Source organism: Mesotoga sp. UBA5847, assembly GCF_002432735.1.
In the GTDB taxonomy this organism is placed as follows: domain Bacteria; phylum Thermotogota; class Thermotogae; order Petrotogales; family Kosmotogaceae; genus Mesotoga.
Map to the genome: position 1 here is coordinate 20872 of NZ_DJGL01000039.1, position 18283 is coordinate 39154.

The 18283-nt window shown below is 46.9% G+C and carries 17 protein-coding genes; 5 read left to right on the plus strand and 12 right to left on the minus strand.

Features of this window, described 5'->3' with window-relative positions:
- Positions 1-60: 60 nt before the first annotated feature.
- Positions 61-1269: a GNAT family N-acetyltransferase gene (locus tag B3K91_RS04385; protein ID WP_292594085.1), complete on the minus strand. Its 1209-nt coding sequence runs from the start codon at positions 1267-1269 to the stop codon at positions 61-63.
- Positions 1270-1692: 423 nt separating this feature from the next.
- Here B3K91_RS04385 and B3K91_RS04390 point away from each other — a divergent pair, with 423 nt between their 5' ends.
- The 3 genes from B3K91_RS04390 (at position 1693) to B3K91_RS04400 (ending at position 3701) form a co-directional block, all read left to right on the plus strand.
- Positions 1693-1914 carry a hypothetical protein gene (locus tag B3K91_RS04390; protein WP_292591848.1) on the plus strand — a complete coding sequence of 74 codons (222 nt, stop codon included), beginning with the start codon at positions 1693-1695 and terminating at the stop codon, positions 1912-1914.
- 798 nt (positions 1915-2712) lie between these two features.
- On the plus strand, positions 2713-2895 hold the full coding sequence (locus tag B3K91_RS04395) for a hypothetical protein (protein ID WP_292594087.1): 183 nt from the start codon (positions 2713-2715) through the stop codon (positions 2893-2895).
- 224 nt (positions 2896-3119) lie between these two features.
- On the plus strand, positions 3120-3701 hold the full coding sequence (locus B3K91_RS04400; RefSeq protein WP_214060592.1) for a hypothetical protein: 582 nt from the start codon (positions 3120-3122) through the stop codon (positions 3699-3701).
- Positions 3702-4111: 410 nt separating this feature from the next.
- Here the strand turns inward: B3K91_RS04400 and B3K91_RS04405 are convergent, their stop codons facing one another.
- The 8 genes from B3K91_RS04405 to B3K91_RS04440 are packed head-to-tail and all read right to left on the minus strand — an operon-like array spanning position 4112 to position 12694.
- Positions 4112-5146, minus strand: coding sequence for a Gfo/Idh/MocA family protein (locus B3K91_RS04405; protein ID WP_292591845.1), 1035 nt, complete (start codon positions 5144-5146; stop codon positions 4112-4114).
- Positions 5147-5185: 39 nt separating this feature from the next.
- Positions 5186-6607 (minus strand): DUF4127 family protein, encoded by a 1422-nt coding sequence (locus B3K91_RS04410; protein ID WP_292591843.1) that lies wholly within the window; start codon positions 6605-6607, stop codon positions 5186-5188.
- Entirely contained in the window at positions 6604-7932 is a 1329-nt protein-coding gene (locus tag B3K91_RS04415) for an FAD-dependent oxidoreductase (RefSeq protein WP_292591841.1), read from the minus strand. Before B3K91_RS04415 ends, B3K91_RS04410 begins: the two co-directional genes overlap by 4 nt.
- A gap of 16 nt (positions 7933-7948) precedes the next feature.
- Positions 7949-8803: a carbohydrate ABC transporter permease gene (locus B3K91_RS04420; protein ID WP_292591839.1), complete on the minus strand. Its 855-nt coding sequence runs from the start codon at positions 8801-8803 to the stop codon at positions 7949-7951.
- Positions 8800-9687, minus strand: a complete 888-nt coding sequence (locus B3K91_RS04425; RefSeq protein WP_102818890.1) for a carbohydrate ABC transporter permease — start codon at positions 9685-9687, stop codon at positions 8800-8802. Before B3K91_RS04425 ends, B3K91_RS04420 begins: the two co-directional genes overlap by 4 nt.
- 59 nt (positions 9688-9746) lie before the next feature.
- Positions 9747-10979 (minus strand): ABC transporter substrate-binding protein, encoded by a 1233-nt coding sequence (locus B3K91_RS04430; protein WP_292591837.1) that lies wholly within the window; start codon positions 10977-10979, stop codon positions 9747-9749.
- 15 nt (positions 10980-10994) lie between these two features.
- A complete protein-coding gene (locus tag B3K91_RS04435) occupies positions 10995-11672 on the minus strand; it encodes a hypothetical protein (RefSeq protein WP_292591835.1) in 678 nt (225 codons plus the stop codon).
- Positions 11672-12694, minus strand: coding sequence for a LacI family DNA-binding transcriptional regulator (locus tag B3K91_RS04440; RefSeq protein ID WP_349682099.1), 1023 nt, complete (start codon positions 12692-12694; stop codon positions 11672-11674). The genes B3K91_RS04435 and B3K91_RS04440 overlap by 1 nt, the downstream gene beginning before the upstream one ends.
- An 831-nt stretch (positions 12695-13525) precedes the next feature.
- Here B3K91_RS04440 and B3K91_RS04445 point away from each other — a divergent pair.
- Positions 13526-13942 (plus strand): hypothetical protein, encoded by a 417-nt coding sequence (locus B3K91_RS04445; RefSeq protein ID WP_214078428.1) that lies wholly within the window; start codon positions 13526-13528, stop codon positions 13940-13942.
- Between the two features lie 744 nt (positions 13943-14686).
- The gene (locus B3K91_RS04450; RefSeq protein ID WP_292589728.1) at positions 14687-16798 is read left to right on the plus strand and encodes a tetratricopeptide repeat protein; all 2112 of its coding nucleotides are present in this window, start codon (positions 14687-14689) and stop codon (positions 16796-16798) included.
- A gap of 179 nt (positions 16799-16977) precedes the next feature.
- On the opposite strand, the gene B3K91_RS04455 is transcribed toward B3K91_RS04450, so the two are convergent.
- From B3K91_RS04455 to B3K91_RS04460, 3 genes are all read right to left on the minus strand, one after another.
- Positions 16978-17946, minus strand: coding sequence for an ABC transporter ATP-binding protein (locus B3K91_RS04455; protein ID WP_292589725.1), 969 nt, complete (start codon positions 17944-17946; stop codon positions 16978-16980).
- On the minus strand, positions 17943-18038 hold the full coding sequence (locus B3K91_RS13595; RefSeq protein WP_414674581.1) for a hypothetical protein: 96 nt from the start codon (positions 18036-18038) through the stop codon (positions 17943-17945). Before B3K91_RS13595 ends, B3K91_RS04455 begins: the two co-directional genes overlap by 4 nt.
- Before the next feature lie 34 nt (positions 18039-18072).
- Positions 18073-18283 (minus strand): hypothetical protein (locus B3K91_RS04460; RefSeq protein ID WP_292594090.1); only part of this gene is annotated, 211 nt, incomplete at its 5' end.

The following is an 18283-nucleotide window of genomic DNA, read 5'->3' on the forward strand; positions in this document are numbered from 1 at the left end:
ACTATTACTTGCTTTGCTCTCATTCAAATCACCGTTTTAGATTAAGTTGCTAAAAGTACCTTACAAAGCATTATGAGTGACGATTTTGGGAAAGATCGATTCGAGAATGCAAACCTTTTCTGGAATCTCAGAGATTCCCCATGGGACGTTCTTCCAGGAGCCTTTCCGAAGCCTCCCGTGTCGCCACAGACCTATCGGCGAAAGCCTTCCCGTCAGAAGAGGGACAAGATCCGAAATCTCTATCTCGAAATCCTCTGCGGCTTCCGTTATCTTCGCTACACCGTCTCCGATTTCGATCTTCACATTGTTCTCGGGAAGCAGCCCGTCATGTATCTTCAGAACAACGCTTCCGGAGACAGAAGTATCCATGAGTCTTGAGATAACCTGAAGCGGGTCGAGAATTCTAACCATCCGCGATGAGGCATCTATCATCTTGAGCTCTTTTCCAGCCTGCCATCTCGAATGGAAGAAGAGTTCTATTGGAAAATCTGGCGGCATGGTCCTCATTTCGAAAGTTGCAATCTGGTCCCTATGATTCAGCAAGAATCTCTTCAGTGAATAAAGGCCGGCAAGATCGGTGAAGTTGAATTTCTCGATCACCATCTTCCTTTCTTTCTTGGAATAAATCATCATTCCATGGGGTGTGCCCTTACCATCTGTGGCAACGGCTCCGAAGAGATCTTTCTTGTGGAATATCTCCTGGCTGCAAGCGGCAATTTCCAGCACCTCGGTGTAACGAGAGGTTTCCCACATGACTTTCCGGGCTTCTTCAATAAGCCGCTTCATATCTGCGTTATTCAGAAGTTTACCGGAAACTAGCTTGAGACTGTCGTCTTTTAGTTCATCTGAAAGAAGAGAATAATCGAAAGTCAACTCAAGGCTCTCGAAGCCAAGCCCGAATCCCAGCCTTACGTAAAAGTCATGCTTGAAAGGATCGAGCATAATAAAAGTGACCCTGTGCTCTATAGCCTCCTGCATGTCTTTAAGGAGGATCGCCTTTGTAATACCTTTGTTGCGATATTCGGGCAGTGTAGCCACCGCCTCGACGTACCTGCATTCAAAAGGTTTGGTGCGGATCTTCGCTAGATACTTGTAGCTTATGTATGCAGCCACTAGCTTTTCCTCATCGAATGCACCCCAAACATATTCCCAGAGGGAGGGATCTGAGAAGAAGAATTCGCTCTCTTCCGGTTCAAAGTATTCGAACGACATCAGGAAGATCTCTACGATTCTGTCTTTATAAGAGCTGTCGATTCTTCTTATCTCCATCAAGCACCTCTTTTCCCAACAATGATACCAGATCATCATTCTATGCTCTCATTGGTATTTGCCATACTGTTAGCTTCCCCGCTTGAGAATCAGAACCGAGAGGTTATCTTATCTTTGTAGACCATTTACTTGGAATACATTTGATGGTATCTGGAAAATGAGGAACCTCTTACAGAATCCTTGAGTATACTGATTAAATCCCGATAGCATCTTCGCTTACTGAGCTTTCCGAACTAGAGGACGAGATTTTCAGTTCATACTAGTGCGAGGGTATTCAAAAGACACACAGTTTGTAGGTTATTAGGATATAATAAATATATGAGTGAATTGTTAAGGAAGCTGTTAGTGTCTTGACCAACAAAACATTCATGCAAAGACAATACAGCTCGACAATTGCCTGATGGCAATGTTGGAGGGGATCTTATGGGTGTAGTTAAGATTATTGGAATTGTGCTTGTTGTAGCCGGCGTCCTGGGTTTGGTGTATGGAGCGTTCACATACACTAAAGATAGTCACACTGTCGATCTTGGCGTAGCAGAGATTGAGGTGAAGGAGAAAGAAACTGTACAGATTCCGATTTGGGCAGGTGTTATCTCAATAGCAGTTGGCTGTGTACTTCTGTTCTTGCCGCTTAAGAAAGGCTAGTCAGCTTTATCTGACGGCTGACGAAAACCCTCGAAATCGGTCTCCATATCCTACCACCACTCTATCAAATACTTATAGTCATCTCTTAAGCTGATTTTCTTGTGGTGCATTACGGATGTGCGCAGAGATCCAAGGACCGGGCAGATGTGTCGAAAGTGGAAATCTAGAGGATTTCAAGCGTGTCTTGCCAGTTCAAGACTTCGGACTTTCGTCCAACAATATCCGAAGACGGTTCTAGACAAATCGTCTTTGCTTTAGACCACAATGTCTCGAAAGAGTTATCCTAAGTCTTGAAGAACCGGCAGTCAAGTAATAGCAACATGCTAATTAGACTTTCAATCTCTAGTTCTTGCCACTGACACTAACCAACGTACAGCGATGTTAGGTAATCAAAAAAAGGACTTCTGTGGCCAGGATCTTTGAAAATAAGATCCTGGCCAACTCTTTGAAAGGCCCTTTTAGGCTGTATAGACGGCGAACGGTTTTTCCTTATCTAAGGTTCCTCAAAAGTAGTACTGAAGAGAAGGATCGGATGAGAAGAACTCGCTCCCTTCGGGTTCGAGGTATTAGTAATGAAATCAGGATAACTCGACTATCCTATCTTTGTAGGATATGTCGATTCTCCCTAGTCTGCCAAGAACCTACAGCGAGATCCCACAAAAATGATGGCAGATTTCACTACTCTCCCCGTTTAGCAAGTGGAAGCGAGGGTCACTTCTTTGCCGAAAATGCAAGTCTCTTTCGCTAGATGTGGGACGTAAAAATGATCGAATAGGGCATTTCCGGGGGGCGATCAAGGTGGTGCAAGAGACACGTGATTGGCTTTTAGAAGAGGAGAATCCTTCTGTAAGGTATTTGACGTTGACTTCTCTTCTGGGTCATGCAGAAGATTCGAGCGAAGTCAGAAGAACGAGAGATGAAATAATGAAGCGTGGGGTGGTGCCTGCTTTGCTCGACCTCCAGAACGATGACGGCTCGTGAGGAAAACCAGAGAGGTTCTACACAGATAAGTATCGCGGTACAGTATGGAATCTTATCGTTCTGGCAGAGATGAGGGCAGATCCAAATGACGAGAGAGTCAAGAAGGCCTGTGAGTTCATATTGAGCAATTCGCAAGAGACAGAGCTAGGAGGGTTTCGTATTCTCGAAGCGCCAAGAGACTGTCAGGTCTCCCGGGAGGTGTAATCCCCTGCCTTACGGGCAACATGGTTTTTTCGCTCATAAGGCTCGGCTACCTTGAGGATGAAAGATTTCAGAAGGCAATCGGCTGGATATACGCCTTTCAGCGGACGGATGACGGAGTAGATAAACCACCCGAAGGAGAGGTCTACATGAGATACGAATCCTGTTGGGGACGCCACTCATGCCACATGGGCGTAGCTCAGGCCTTGAAGGCTGTAGCTGCGATTCCGGAGGAGAAACGGAACGGGAAGATAGACGAGAAGATAGCTGAGCTCGCAGAGTACTTCCTGAAACACCGTTTCTACATGAAGAGTCATGATCCGGAGAAAGTCGCAAAGCCGGGCTGGTTAAGACTTGGTTTTCCCCTGATGTACCAGACGGATGTTCTGGAATTGCTTGAGATATTCGCCGAGCTTAGAATCAAAGATCCCAAGCTTCAGGATGCAATCGAAATCGTTTCACTCAAGAGAAACAAAGAAGGACTCTGGAAGATGCAAAACTCCTTGAACGACGGGATGCTTGTTCCCATCGAGGAAAATGGAAAGCCTTCGAAATGGCTTACACTAAAGGCACTTAAGATCCTCAAGTTTTATGCCGAGCTATAGAGGTTTTGTGCCTTTGGCGCGGTGCTCAGAGCAATCGTAATAACTCTGCTTACAGTGGAGGGCTTTTCAATTTGCCTCTCTTGAACCGAGATCTGCACAAAGCGCGTCGGTCGTAAAAATCAATCAAATGGAACGATTATACAAGTGATTCATACAGATCGAAGTTCTCCCTCAAAACATTTCGAGATTTTTCCGAAAGAAGTTGACGCTAGAACCCTATGAAAGCCTTACATAATAACAGTTACAAGCCCTTCAGACATCTCTTTTAAGTGTAGAGACACATAGTCACCCTTATCTGAAATGATCTCCGCAACTCCCCGCAGCAAAAGAGTAGGAGAATTCACCTGTTTGCAAAGTGCGGTACTCTGGGATTCTCTTCACCAAATAACAGATGCTAGAACGCCTCTTCCTCAGTCTGTGGCAAAGTACTCCACCTTCACCGGAAGACGCTTCTCGGCAGACTCGAGGATCGAAAGAACGACAAGCGAGGTGTTGATGGCGTCATCGAGATTTATGAGGAACTCATCCCCAGTCGCCAGACAGTCGATGAAATGGCGGATACTCTCATATGCAAATCCCTTTGCCTTGCCATGAACGAAATGATTTACAAGCACATCGGGATGTTTGCACTCTTTCTGAGTGAAGCTCTCGATCATCTGGTTGTTGCTGAGGTCAAGATTAACCATGCCCTTGCTGCCCGTGAAGTTGAACTTGATGTCGTTTACGCACGGATTCGTGTTGGGCGTTATCCAGCTGTTCTCCATTGTTGCTATCCCGCCGTTCTTGAAGGTTAGGATAGTCTGATAAATGTCGGTTGTATCATGCCCCAAATTTTTCAGAACACCGGAAGAACTGACAGAGTAAACAGAATCTACCTCATCGCCGAAGAACCATCTCAAAGTGTCTACCGAATGACTACCCAAAAACCATAGAATAGACGATTTGCTTGACCAGGGCAGCATGTCTGTCGCAACCCAGAGAACGTCATTCAATCTGAAATAGGCGCTTACCGGGTCTCCGAGTTCCCCATCATCAAGCATCTGTTTGGCGACTGCAAAGGGAGGACTCCATCTATTGTGAAGATCGGTCATTACCCGTATGTTGTTGGCCTTTACCGCCTTTGATATCATGATCAGGTCCTCTCTAGTTGTTGCAATCGGCTTCTCTACGAGGATATCCTTTCCGGCATTTGCGCAATCGACAACTATCTCACCATGAGCGAAATCCGGTGTGACTACCGATACTGCATCAAAGCCAAGCCTATCTAGCATAAGGCGATGATCTTCAAATATATTTGGAATTTCAAACTCTTCGGCAAATCTCTTTGCTCTTTCTCTGTCATGATCACAGATGCCAACTAGCTCAACTTCTGGATGCTCTTTATACAGGAATGCGTGCGTTCTTCCCCATACACCTGCGCCTACAATAGCTACTCTTTTCTTCACTAAGAGCCCCCCTTTTTTCTCGTTGAGAAGAGATTTGCTTCAGTTAATCTTGACTTCTATTTCACATTCAAATGTCCTGCCCCATGGAAGACTGAACTTCTCAATCGAGATCCGATTCTTTGAAGAGGAGAAATCATAGATGTCCAGTTTTCTCCCACGAATGAATCTCTCAAGGAACTCTTCTGCTTTCGGTACGAAAACATCGTCTCTGAAGCTTTCAAAGAGCCCTTTGGACTTGCTAACCTTGTATACGTCGCCACCGGATTCATCGACTATCTTCTCCAGAGCCTTTCTTAGAACGCCCTGGTAAAGATGGTCGTCAAGAAGCCGTGAAATGTAAAACTCGGCGAGAGCCTTCTTTTTCACTTCACAGGAACCGGAAGTCAAAGCCAGAGAAAGAAGAGTCCCCAGGCTGTTTGAAGCCGTATTCCAGGCAGAGTATCCCCAGACGTTCTTCAGCCCCAGCCCCAGATAAGCTTCAACAAAGGAAGGATTGGACCCGTTTGGATAGAAAACGTCCAGTATGAAGACCCTCTGCTTCCTCTTGCTCAGGTTCTTCAGAGCCTCAATCGAATCGGTTGTAGATGTCCCGGCGATCAGAATGCCGGTTGTAGAATCTAAAGACTGCCTCATCCCTAGAAGCTTCATATGGGACTCTACGTTCTTGCCGAATTCCCGGTCCTCGAAATCCATTACCTTGTCCCTTGTTGCTGGAGAGTCATAGATGATATCGACAGGATATTCCCGATCTCGTCTGTAACAAATCATCTCCTGAAGTACTTCATCGGCGCCGTTATGTATGAAGACTCTATCTTCGATGTCAAAGTCTTTTGCGATTCCTTCAAGTATGTCTAGTTCTCTCTCCTGAGGGCCATGCTGGAAGGTATCTTCCTGGGCAAGCACAAGAAGATCTGCACAGCCGTCTTTGACGAGCCTGAGGCATTCCTTGTTCACCCGGTGATTTCTCAAACGGAGTTCACGATATCTGCTGATAAATCCTCTGGGTAGTTCATCTTCTACGGTCTCAGCCTCCTCCACCTTTCCATGGCCCGAGAGCCACAGATACTTGTTAAGCATAGTCCACAGTTCTTTCGAGCCAGCCGATGAAACTGAGACCGACGCTCTCCTGACAATTGAGGAAAGGAAAATCTCGGCATTGGGGAATCTTCTCCTCAGCTCTCTCACCGACCTCAGCCTTTCGAGAGCTGTCTCCGCGCTTATTTCCTCCTCCCTTGAGGCTATGAGACCGCCGTAAGATAGCATATCGACAGAGATTATGAATCTGTCTGCCTCCCTTGAAAGCATCCATCCAATCAATTCCTCGCATTCTCCCGGCTTCATATATCTTCCCAGCAAACTCTTTTTCGGGAGCTCGATCTCAATACCATTAAGATCTGCAATCATGGAAACCAGCTGGTAGTTTGGGGGTCTTTCATCCATTGGAACAACTACTGTCTTCAAAGAATTCCTCCCATCTCGACGATCTCTCTCTGTATCAGGTCAATGTTCACATCTCTGACAAGCTTTCTATGTTTCACGGCAAGTGCCGCAGAAATCCCTGCCGCCATGCCGGTTGCAGTTGCCAGCGGGCTGGTCCTTACTGCGGAGAAGGCCGTATGATCGGCACTTATTGCTCTTCCGGCAAGGATAACGTTCGCCAGACCCTTTGGTATGAGAGAACTCATGGGAATATGGTACTCGCCCGGGTAAGGAATTGAGATCGTCTTCAGTTGTGCCGAACCGGGCAGATGAATATCAATCGGATACGACCCTACTGCAATGGCGTCATCAAATGTTTTTCTATCAATCAAGTCACTAGTTCTCAAAACGTAATCTCCCACTATGTGGGTGGTCTCTCTCACCCCTATGTGACAGCCGGTCTGAATTAGAAATGAGTCTTCAAATCCGGGAATCTCTTTCTTGAGGAAGTCCATGAATCGCCAGACATCGGTGCTCCCGTTGGTCTGGGCTTCAGTTAGTTCTTTGCTTTTGTTGGCGTAACCGGCGTATCTGGTTGTGTTCATGAATATCTGCCCGGGATGGTAGGGGACTTCGAAAAACAAGAGCCTGTCCCTTTTGAAGTAGATTGCGTAGTCGTCAAGCCTTTTCATGAAGCTGAAGAACCCGGCAATTCCCAGATAGCTCAGGTCGGTATGCTCACTTATGACGAAATCATCTCTGTTCCTTGTAACATAAGACACTATCTCTTCTCTATCAACGCCCCCGATTCTCATCACCAAAGTCATCGGCTGGCAGCTGGAAGGGCTTCCGTCTCCGATGTTGTAATAGGCTCCGGCGCGTATGGAAAAGTTTCCCTCGCCCGTTGAATCGATGAAAACCTTTGCATTCACTCTGTTCTGCTCGCCTGTGCTGACAGTTGTTATAGAGGTGATTGAGTCTCCCTCTCTCGAAACATGCAGGACAAGTGAGTTGAACAGAAAGTCCACGCCTTCCTCTTTGAGCATCTCAATCAGCAATGATTTCATCTTTTCGGGATCGAAAGGGGTGATTGACTTTACAAATCCGATGGGGTCATCTATGTGTCCGTAACTCCCACGCATTGAAACGAGCCTGTCAATGATCTCCTGTCCGATCCCGCCTATCACCTGTCTCTCAGATGAGTGAAATGTCATCATCGGGTTTACGAGGGCAGTAGTAAGAACTCCGCCAAATGACATATCCTTCTCCAGAAGAAGCACTCTTGCTCCTGTCCTGGAGGCAGCAATAGCCGCCGATACGCCAGCCACGCCGCCGCCAACAACTACAACATCATAAACTAAATCCATTTCTTCACTTCCCAGTCTATTTGATTCCAGAACTCAAAGCGGTATCTGTGAAGTACCTTTGAAACACGAGAAATATAAAAATAACGGGCAAAATGGAAACTGTCGTGGCCGCCATAAGTGGTCCCCAGTCGGCTGTGTACCTATTCTTGAACACTTCCAATCCCAGCTGCAGAGTCCTCATAGACCTGTCGCTTGTTACTACGAGGGGCCAGAGGAAATCATCCCAGGCCTGGGTGAATGTGAAGATCGCAAGGGCCGACATCGCGGGCTTTCCAAGCGGAAGAAAGATCCTCCTGAAGATTTTCAGTTCTGAGGCCCCATCGATCCTTGCAGCCTCCGAAAGTTCTTTAGGAAACTGCATATAGAACTGCCTCATTATGAAAACTCCGAAGACAGTCATTATGTGAGGGATTACAAGACCGGCATATGTATTGAGAAGTCCGGTGCCTCCCCTTCCCAGAATATCGTTTCCGCCCACGAGCGGAAATGACTTCACCATAAGGAAAGTCGGAACCAAAGTCACCTGAACAGGTATCATCATAGTACTCAGTAGAAGGATGAACAAAACATTCTTCATAGGGAAATCAAGTCTGGCAAAAGCATAGCCTGCGAGCGAGCAAAACACGAGGTTGAAGGCCATCGAAACAAGTGAGACGATTACGCTGTTCATGAAATAGTTGCTGAAGCCTCTTGAGGTGAGCGCCGACTGATAGTGTTCCAGAGTAATTGTCTTCGGTAGGAATGTAGGCGGCCAGGTAAATAACTCTGCGTTTGGCTTTAGAGAGGAGATTGCCATCCAGAAGAAGGGCGACCCGAAAATGACTGCCGCGATCGAAAGAAGTAATATGGTCCTCACCTTGTTCTTCCTCATTCGAAGGCCTCCTTCTGTCTACGTGATCGGAAACTTACGACGGACAGAGTCATGATTATTATCCCAAGAACGAACGACATTGCACTTGCATAGCCCATGTCCATGTAGTCGAAAGCTGCTCTGTAAATAAGAAGTCCGACCGTCGTTGTAGATTGCAGCGGACCCCCTCCTGTCATGACATACATCTCCGTGAAGGACTGAAGAGTGCTGATCATACCGACAATCAATACATAGATATGAACCGGTCTTAGTAGAGGGAGGGTGATCCCGAAAAACCTCCGAATAGACGAGGCACCATCTATCGCTGCCGCTTCATACAGATTCTTAGATATCCCCTGAAGACCGGCCAGATAGATGAGCATGTTCCATCCTGCTCCCCTCCATATTCTCATAGCTACAATGGAGTGAAGAGCTGTGTTTGGATTCCTGAGAAAGTTCACAGGGGGTATATTGAAAAGCGAAAGGAGGAAATTCAATATACCGATTTGAGGATCATAGAGCCAGATCCAGATCATACTTGCCGCAACCATAGGAGTAATGACTGGAAGATAGTAGATCGCCCTGAAAATCCCGATTCCTTTTAACCCGCTGTTGACAAGCAAGGCAAGCAGCAGAGAGATCAGCATGTTTAGAGGCAGGACTTCAATTGAGAACTGAAAAGTCACCAGAACCGCTCTCCAAAACTCTGAGTCACCGAATATTCGGGCGTAATTCGCAAGCCCAATGAACCTGGCCTCTCCGAAACCCGAGAATTTAGTTAGACTCAGAAAGAAAGAGACAAAGATGGGGACTATTTTGAAGATTATGTTGTAAATAAGCACCGGCGCAATGAATATCAAAGCCGTTACTGCTATTCGCCTCTTGAGATTGCCCGCACCGCTCACGCTTCACCTCTTAGAAATAGATGAGCCGGCCCATCCTTAGGAAGAGCCGGCTTCGGTAATTACTTCAGTTTTCTGATTTCTTCGGCCGCTCCGTCTAACGCGTTTTTCGGAGTCATGACGCCCATAATTGCACGTTCGAGATACTTTGAGATAATATCTCTTGCCTGAACCCAGAACGGAACATTCGGATTTCCATAGGCATACTTCGAGCCTTCCACGAACTTCATCAGATTTGGATCATTCGCAATGTACTCGGCCACGACGCCGGACTGTCTTGGCGGCAGACTCCCAAGAGCCGTGTTTATAGCAATAAGCGCATCCTTCGACGTCATGAAGGAAAGGGCCTTTGTTGTTGCTTCCAGGTCCTTTGTGCTGCTGGAGACCATGAAACCCGCGAATGAGTAGAAAGCGGCTCTCCCATATCTTGCAGGTGGGAAGGCTAGACGAATCTTGGAGTAAACGTCCGGGCTGTATTCCTTGATGGCCGCGAGAGATTCGTTGTTCATGAAACACATTGCCGCTGTGCCAGCCGCAATCGGCTCAAGGTTTCCGATCGGGGTAAGACCGTATTCGGAAGCGACCTTGGCCTCTCGTATCAGGCCTACGTAATACTCTAGAGCCTCCACTCCCGACTGGGAATTGAAAGTCGGATTGAAGTCGTTGTCGAAGAGAGCGCCGTTGTTTGCAATGAGGAAGCCTGTCCATACTTGCTGAAGATCAATCGCCGATACAGGAATGTCCAGGCCGGCCCTCACTAGCCTACCCGATTCATAGACTGTCAGCGCCTCGGCATAGGCCCTCAGCTGTTCCCAGGTTACCGGCGGTTCATCGGGGTCGAGACCGCTCTCAATGAAGAAGTCTTCCCTGTAGGCGAGAAGTCTGCCCGAACCGAACACTGGAACCATGAAGTTCTTGCCTCTGTAAAGGCCAACACCCAGCGTACCTCCGAAGTCTTCAGGGTCCTCTAGCTTGTCGATGAGACTGTCGATGTCCATTATCACGCCCGTTTCAGCAAATCCCGCGATCGCAGCCTGGCCGTGCATGAATATATCTGGTCCTATTCCGCCGGCAAAGGCAGTTGTAAGTTTTGTGGAAAGCTCTCCCCAAGGTATATACTCAACCGCGAGCTCAATGTCGGGATTAGCTTTCTCGAAGGCAGGAACCAGGTGATCATCTACGGCCTCCATCAAAGCTTCTGTAGTACCTGCAAACCAAATCGTAACCTTCGTCTTGCCAATTGCCGTGAAGCCTAGAGCAAGACAGATGATAAGAATCAAAATCCATTTCTTCATTACCACACCTCCCTGTTAGTCTCTGGTAATCTTGCTGAACTCCCTGACAATCCGTGAAAAACTCCCGATTTCAATTCCCGTTACGATAGGGCCGATAATCAGCCCCTTGAAGCCGAGATCTAGAATTCTATCTGCTTCGTCCACGGTAATCCTCTTCTGGGTTGGAATAAAGGAAGGCAGTCCTGAAAGCTCAAGCACTTCCAAATAATCGAGAAGGTCTTCCAGCGAAAGATCTTTCCCGTAGTCCTTGGGATCGATGATCGAGATCTCTAGGGCATCTGCCCCAGCTTTCTTTAAGTATGAAGCCATCGACTTGGAATATGTATGATTAAGAGCCAGCATCTTGCAGAGATCGTTCTTCATAACATATAGAGGGGCGTAGTCGACGTAGACGTCAAAGAAAGACAGGCCGAATTTGCTCATTTCCCCTAGTTCCTCTTCTGACGCCATTGTTTCCGCTCCGGGAACGATTCCCATACAGCAGCCAAGAGCAGAATGGATGTTCTTTGCGGTCTCTCTGACGTCGGTCCATGTGACATGAACCTTTCCAGTCACCCTATGCTTCACATTTATGTGAAGCTTAACTGCGTCCGCACCGTTCTCAACTGCAGCCCTCGCGTATTCCAGACTGTTCTCGGGAAGACTGACTACCAAGAGTCTGCCTTTAGAATCCATTAGCTCTCTGAAATGCATTACTTCTCCCCCCTTAGAGTTTCACCTTCCATCAAGAACGGTTCCACAAACACAACTCCCTTTGATTCAGCATTTCCCTCCATCAACTCCTGAAGCATTGTTACTGCGATTCTTCCAAGAAGATATGGGTTTAGTGCGACGGTAGTTATTTTTGGAGAGGTCATTTTGCAGAAATCTAGCCCACCAAATCCAATAACCCCTATCTCTGAAGGGATGGAAACCTTCCTGTCCTGTAGAGCCTCGATCACACCTTTCGCAAGCCAATCGGTCGTGCAGAAGATCACTTCTCTGTTTCCAGGTGTTCTGAGATGTCTCTCGATGGCCATTCTTCCATCTCTCTCTTCGAAGGAGTTGCATTCGATAATCTTTACCCGCTCAGTTGGGAAACTGTTTTCACTAAGACACTTGAAGAAACCTTCCAGTCTATCAGCAAATGTCGAGACGTTTCTCGGCCCTGTAATGACGGTAACTGTAGAGTAGTTATACTTGATAATTTCATTGGCGGCGAGATAACCGCCTCTGACATTATCATTGTTTACAGACGCTAGGTTTTCCAGGCCCGAGTATTTGCCGATCAAGACGACCGGAATCTTCATTGCCGACAGGAAAGTCTTCAGATCGTCAGGCATTGGGATGCCTCCCACGATCAACCCTTCGACAAGATCGAGAGGGATCAGCGATTCATCGAAGCTCTTCTTGCTTCTGATCGACTGAACCAGGCAGTGAATATCCGATGACCCGGCCCCTCTCAGTATCCCCCGCTGAACTCCTGAGAAGAATTCATCGCTTTCGATTGATTTATGAGGGTTGGAAACGAAGAACATCACAACCTTACTGCCGCGGCCACTGGATATCTCGCCCGGGTATCCAAGCTTCTTCGCGACTCTCAAGACCTTCTTTTTGGTGGCTTCGCTTATGCGGCTGTCATTATTGAGTACTCTGGACACGGTTGAAATCGCCACGCCTGTGATTTCCGATATCTCTCTCAGAGTTGGCAGAAAAAGACCTCCTAACTCGTCAATTCAATGCAAATCGTGCAAATCTGAATTCTTCATGTGATTCTAGCAATTAAGAGTCGGCGAAACTAATGCCATGAGGATTGATCTACAAACTCTTCAAACGTATATCCACAATCACCAGCGATTAGAGCTATTATTCTCATTGATCTGAAAGAAGGGTATTGTCCTGGGTAATGCAAACTGTGCAAAAGAGTAAGCGATCCGTTCTGCTAAATGACCCGTCATAGGTAACTCGGCTACTTGTCCCAAATTCCAGTTCTTTCGACTTTCTTCCCAACAGAGATCTCTAGAAGCAAAGTTGCTTCAGTAGACTCGCGAAAGTCATTTCTTGAGAAGGATCTCTATCTAAAACAGTTCATCCGCTAAGTTATTCTGTTCTCATCGTCACTTTCTGTCCTAGATCCGACTGACTGAACAGGCAATGGTCAAACAGAATCGATTCAAGGTTGCGTATTTGTAAATCAGCTGCAATTCTATCGTGATATTGATGATGTAGTTGAGTATTGTCTCGATAAACTCCGTGGAAGTCTGTCCTGTTTGAAAAGTCCGGTTAGAAGAACGTATACGTTCTAGTAATGCTGCGCTTATTCCAAGTGAAGTATCTGATGTCCAGGAAACGTGCTTAGAAAGGCGCTTCGCAGGTGAAAGCGTGCTTGCTTGATGGTGGCTCAGAGAAGGGGGGAAGATAGAGGCAGAGGGAGTGAGCAAGAGTCGAATCTGAAGTGGTAGGAATGGAGAGGCAATCGTCCTTTGTAATAGAGAAAGGCCGTTGGCAGAGGTAAACTGGAATACTGTCATCTCGACCTGCTGCCTGGCGCTTGAAGGAGGGAGAAAGTGATATTGGGGATCTTTCTGAAGGACAGGGAAGCCAGTTTAGAAGGTGATCGTTTTGAGGTAAAGATCGACAAAATGGAAGCGATTTATGCGGTAGCCGCTCTGGGTTCTGAAAAGCCCAGAGTTTCTTTTGAGGACTATATTACCACTGCAGATATACTTCTCAAGAGGGATGAGGAAAACATGATAATCCTGGAGTTCGAAGAGTTCGTGCCTCCGGGAAGAATAAGAGAGTTGCGGCTGATTTCAGATGAACTGACAGTATCAGTAACTCTAGAAGAGAAAGAAACCGAAGAGATCGCCGAAGGGTTCAGAGACCATCAGCCTCCCGAAGACTTTCTCTCGTACCTGAAGAGAAACATGAAGAAGAGCGAAAACCCTCTCATGATGGCCAACTTGGAGCAGGTCTCCAGTTGAGGTTGCAGTTGTTTCTTGCAAGTCGAGAGCCTTATTTACGGTTGCTCAGGTGGAGAATGCGATTTTCCAACCCTTCCATGGTTACCAACCAATAATTGCCGGCAGAACAGGTAGAAATTGACCTCAAAACCCGGCACGATCGGGTGGACCGATTGTGTTCGTTACGATGCGGTATTTGAAGAAAGAGGCTAGAGGTGCGAATTGATGGTTTCGAAGGTCGAGATCTGTCACTCTGCATATCTTCACTTCTATCCTCTTTCGTCTGATCTTTGAAACACATCTTCCAGCTCTTCGTTTTCCTTCCTCAAGGAAGGATTTTAGAGCAATCGTGCCCATTCGTTCAGAAACGCTTTTGGGCAAAAGTAAGGTGGCCAAAGGAGATATGAGTGAACCCCTCTCTCACGGGAACGGCATTTCCTCTTAAGTGAGTACGCAGAAGAGATCCGATGAATAGTTGAGTTTCTGAGTTTTTTCAGCGAAAGTCCCTTCTGAACTGAACTCTTGAAAAGGGAGATGGATAGACCCAAATTCCTTATAATTGAAAAAACAGGTGCTTAATGTGACTAGCCAAAAATCACAAATATGAGGCTTGACGATTTTTGCTAAGGACAACCGCTCCAGTTATAGTGGGTATATTGATTCGAAGGATAGGGAGAGGCAGTTTTCTTGAGTTCAGAGTGAATTGTGAAATCTAAGAGAATATGGGGAGCCTCTGACGATACTTGATCAAGGAGGGCAACTATCTTGAATACCTATCAGAAGAGTAGAATTGTCTATCTTAGAGATCTTATGGAGATGGGTACAGATTACTCCGGGCCGGATTTTGATCGCGAGAAGCTTCTTTATGAGGCTTCTTCCGACACCATCGAGGAACTCGCGAAGCTACTGTGCGAAGTGTTCGATCTCGAGTATGAAACGGTTATAGAGAGCGAATTGTTTTTGCTTTATTATTGGAGTGTTTTCGTCTGGGACGAAAGCATTCCCTTCGAAACAAGATTTGCTGTGGCGAAGGAGATCGTCAAAATCGGCGACAAGCTCCGACGTGAGAATCTGAATAGCGCTTCCAACAGAAATTCTGCGGGTTCAGATGATGAAGAGTCAGTCTATGAAGCAATGGGGGTAAATGAATTCAGAGGACCTGAAATGGCCCGATGGTATTATCTCGCAGGTCTCAGCGCGCTTTCGTGCTTCCTTCAGCATGCCGGAACAATTGATTCGGATATTGAAGATTCTGAGGAGAAAGAACTTGAGTATCAAGCAGTGAGGCTGGCGAAATACTGTCCAAGGTTCTACTTGCAGTACGTTAATCCTTATTCCGATGTCGTGTTCGGGCTTATTGAGCCTATGGTGGCACACTATGCCCTTGGTCTGAAGAAAAATGTTGAAGTGTCACTGCTGCAGTATATTTTCGAAGATACTCATGCCGGATTGATGGCAGGATATGGTGCGTCTGTACTTTCCCTTATCTGTCTTCTGATAAATAAGGATCAGCAAATAAGGAGGAAGGCCGCCACTGTCGCGGAAAATCTGCTTGAGTGGAGTGAAGACCAGGTCAGCCCTCTGTATATCATTGTGAAGAATTCGATTGTTGATGATTCTCTTCCATTGATTCTTGGTGAAATTGTACGCAATACAGATTTCTCTCATTCAGGAAGACCGATCATGAAATTTATTAGAACGCTTCTGAAAAACAAGGAAAAGAAAGAAGCGACAGATATAGTGTGTGGAGTGTGCTCTGTTCTCCTCGATGAGGAATCCCTCGAAAAGTCGGAATCACTCGAGGAGCTGGTTTCATTTGTCACAGAGCTTAAAACCGATTCAAATACTCGATTGGCAGCAGCTCTTGTGGCAGAGAAGGCAGGCTATTCATCGAAAGCAAAGCTTCTTTATGAAATGCTTTCGAAGGCTGACCGTAAGCGTTTTGATCGGTTCGTTTCTGATTCGAAAGTTCCACCGGTACTCTCGAAAGATCTCTCGTTGAGCACGAAAATGGCCCGTCTTCTAGAACGAGCCTATCATTCAACAAAGTATCTCCACAAGATCATTTTTGAGGAGAGAAAGAATCTTATTCCCGGCCTAACCGTTTTGCGTTCTGGGGATTCCCCCACAATCGAGTACAACCTCCCACCAGGAAATTACAGATTGATGAGGCTTGCCTCGATACCGGATAGTTCTGAAAGAGTTGTTCGGATGGAAAACGCACTTGCGAGAGACCCATACGAGTTTCGGCTCTACTCAATGCTGGCTAATGGGTACACTGAGATAGGCTTAGACAATAAATGTCAATACATTCTGGAAGCCGGTTATTCGAAATTGGAAACTCTATTAGGGGAAATCGAATCGGAGTCTTACTCACTCGAGTATGATCGTGCGAACAATAAGCCTCTGCTGGATCTAATCGTTGACTATGCGGATTTTCTTCGAATAAGGGTCGGTGATCAGACTCGGGCAATAGAAACCTATGAAATGCTTCTCGATATAGACCGGGAAGATGATGTGCATGCAAAGCACGGGCTTCTCAACAGCTTATTCAGGCAGAAAAACTTCATGAAAGCCGAGAAGTTGCTGGAACGCTACCTGGAAGAGGAAGATGTAGATTTTCTTATGGGGCGCGCCTTCATCAGTGCAATAAGAAACAGAAAACAAGATGCCAACATATATCTGCTTCGCGCGTTGAGAACGAATCCTCTGATTGTAGAAATGCTCTTCAGAGATATGGGATCTGTGAAGTTCGAAGAACTGAAGGAGGAGGATGACGAAAGAGAAGCTGCAATGTATGCGCTCGACTATCGTCAGGTCTGGGAATCCAGCCCCAAGGCGTACAACTGGCTCAAGACCCGCAGGATATCCGACTGAACGATACGCTGGCTCGGTTTTCTTGGCCGGTAAGAGCCTTTACTGGCTAGTCTTTGCTTTTACTAGAGGGCACGGTCAAAAATTTCTATCGTTTGCTGCTCGGACTCAGGGAATGCATTTCTGCGTTTGTCTCATCAATGTTAAAAATGGAGTCACCGAGAAAAGAAAGAATTCCGGGACTAGAGAAGGCACCTCGCATAGTGGTCCTCGCCGATCTTCTTCATAGGGGGTATCTCGAGAGAGCAACTTTCTCCGGCGAATGGGCAACGCGGATGGAAACGGCAGCCACTAGGTGGATCGATTAGGGAGGGAATATCTCCTCCCGTTATGAGAGGCTTTCGCTTTAGACCAGTTTCTGGGGCTGGCGCCGCCGATTTAAGCAGCTTTGTGTAAGGGTGGAAAGAGCTGTTAATTATCTCTTCTGCCGGACCGATCTCCATGATCATGCCAGCATACATAACTATTATTCTGTCGCTCATATAACGGGCGCCGGCCAGATCGTGGGTTATGTATATGAAGGATACTCCATGTCGCTCTTTGAGGTTTAGCATCATGTTCATTATGCTCATCCTGTTTGAAACGTCGAGCATTGAAGTGGGTTCGTCGGCCAGAATGAGGTCGGGTTCGATCGAGAAGGCTCTGGCGATATTCACCCTCTGTCTCTGACCTCCAGAAAGCTCATGGGGAAACTTCCGTGTAAACTGTTCGGGTGGCTCAAGGCCTACCTGAATTAGTATGTTATAGACCTTTTCCGCTACTGATCTTTTGTCCTTTGCAATCTTGTGAATTATGAAGGGTCGTTCCATAATCCCGCCAACCGTTCTTGTCGGATTCAAGGCTCCGAAAGGGTCCTGAAATATCATCTGGACCCTCTTGTGGTGTTTCAGCTCTTCTTTTCGAGACATGTTGCCGCTCAACTCTCTTCCTTCAAACGCTACTCTGCCTGAAGTCTGCTTGTAGATCCTGCTTATTACGTTTGCAGTTGTAGTTTTTCCGCTGCCGGACTCTCCAACTATCGCAAGCACTTCTCCTCTTCGCAGAGGAAAAGACACGTCGTCCATTGCATGAACAACCTTTCCACGCATTCTGAAAGAGTTCAGGGGGAAGTGTTTGTTGACCGCTTCAAGAACCAGAATGTTATCGTTCACAGGGCCTCGGCTCCTTTGTGAAGAAAACACGCGACGCTGTGGCGATCGGCGATCTCCTCCAGCGAGGGGCAGGACTCTCTGCAAATAGGCATTGCCTGCGGACAACGGGGGTGAAATCTGCAACCGTCAGGCCTTGCGTCCCTTCACAATCTTCGCCGGAATTCCGATTCGGAGGACGGTGGACTGGGGACGGTTGACCTGAGAAGGCCTCCTGCCGAAGGCAGCATTGCGACCTGGGATGTTTTTCCCAGCCTTGCGTCCGCCGATGCTTTCGGGCGCCTTGCGTCTTATTCCGTTCTTTCCGACCCGCACATTGCTACCCCCAACCCCGGCCTTT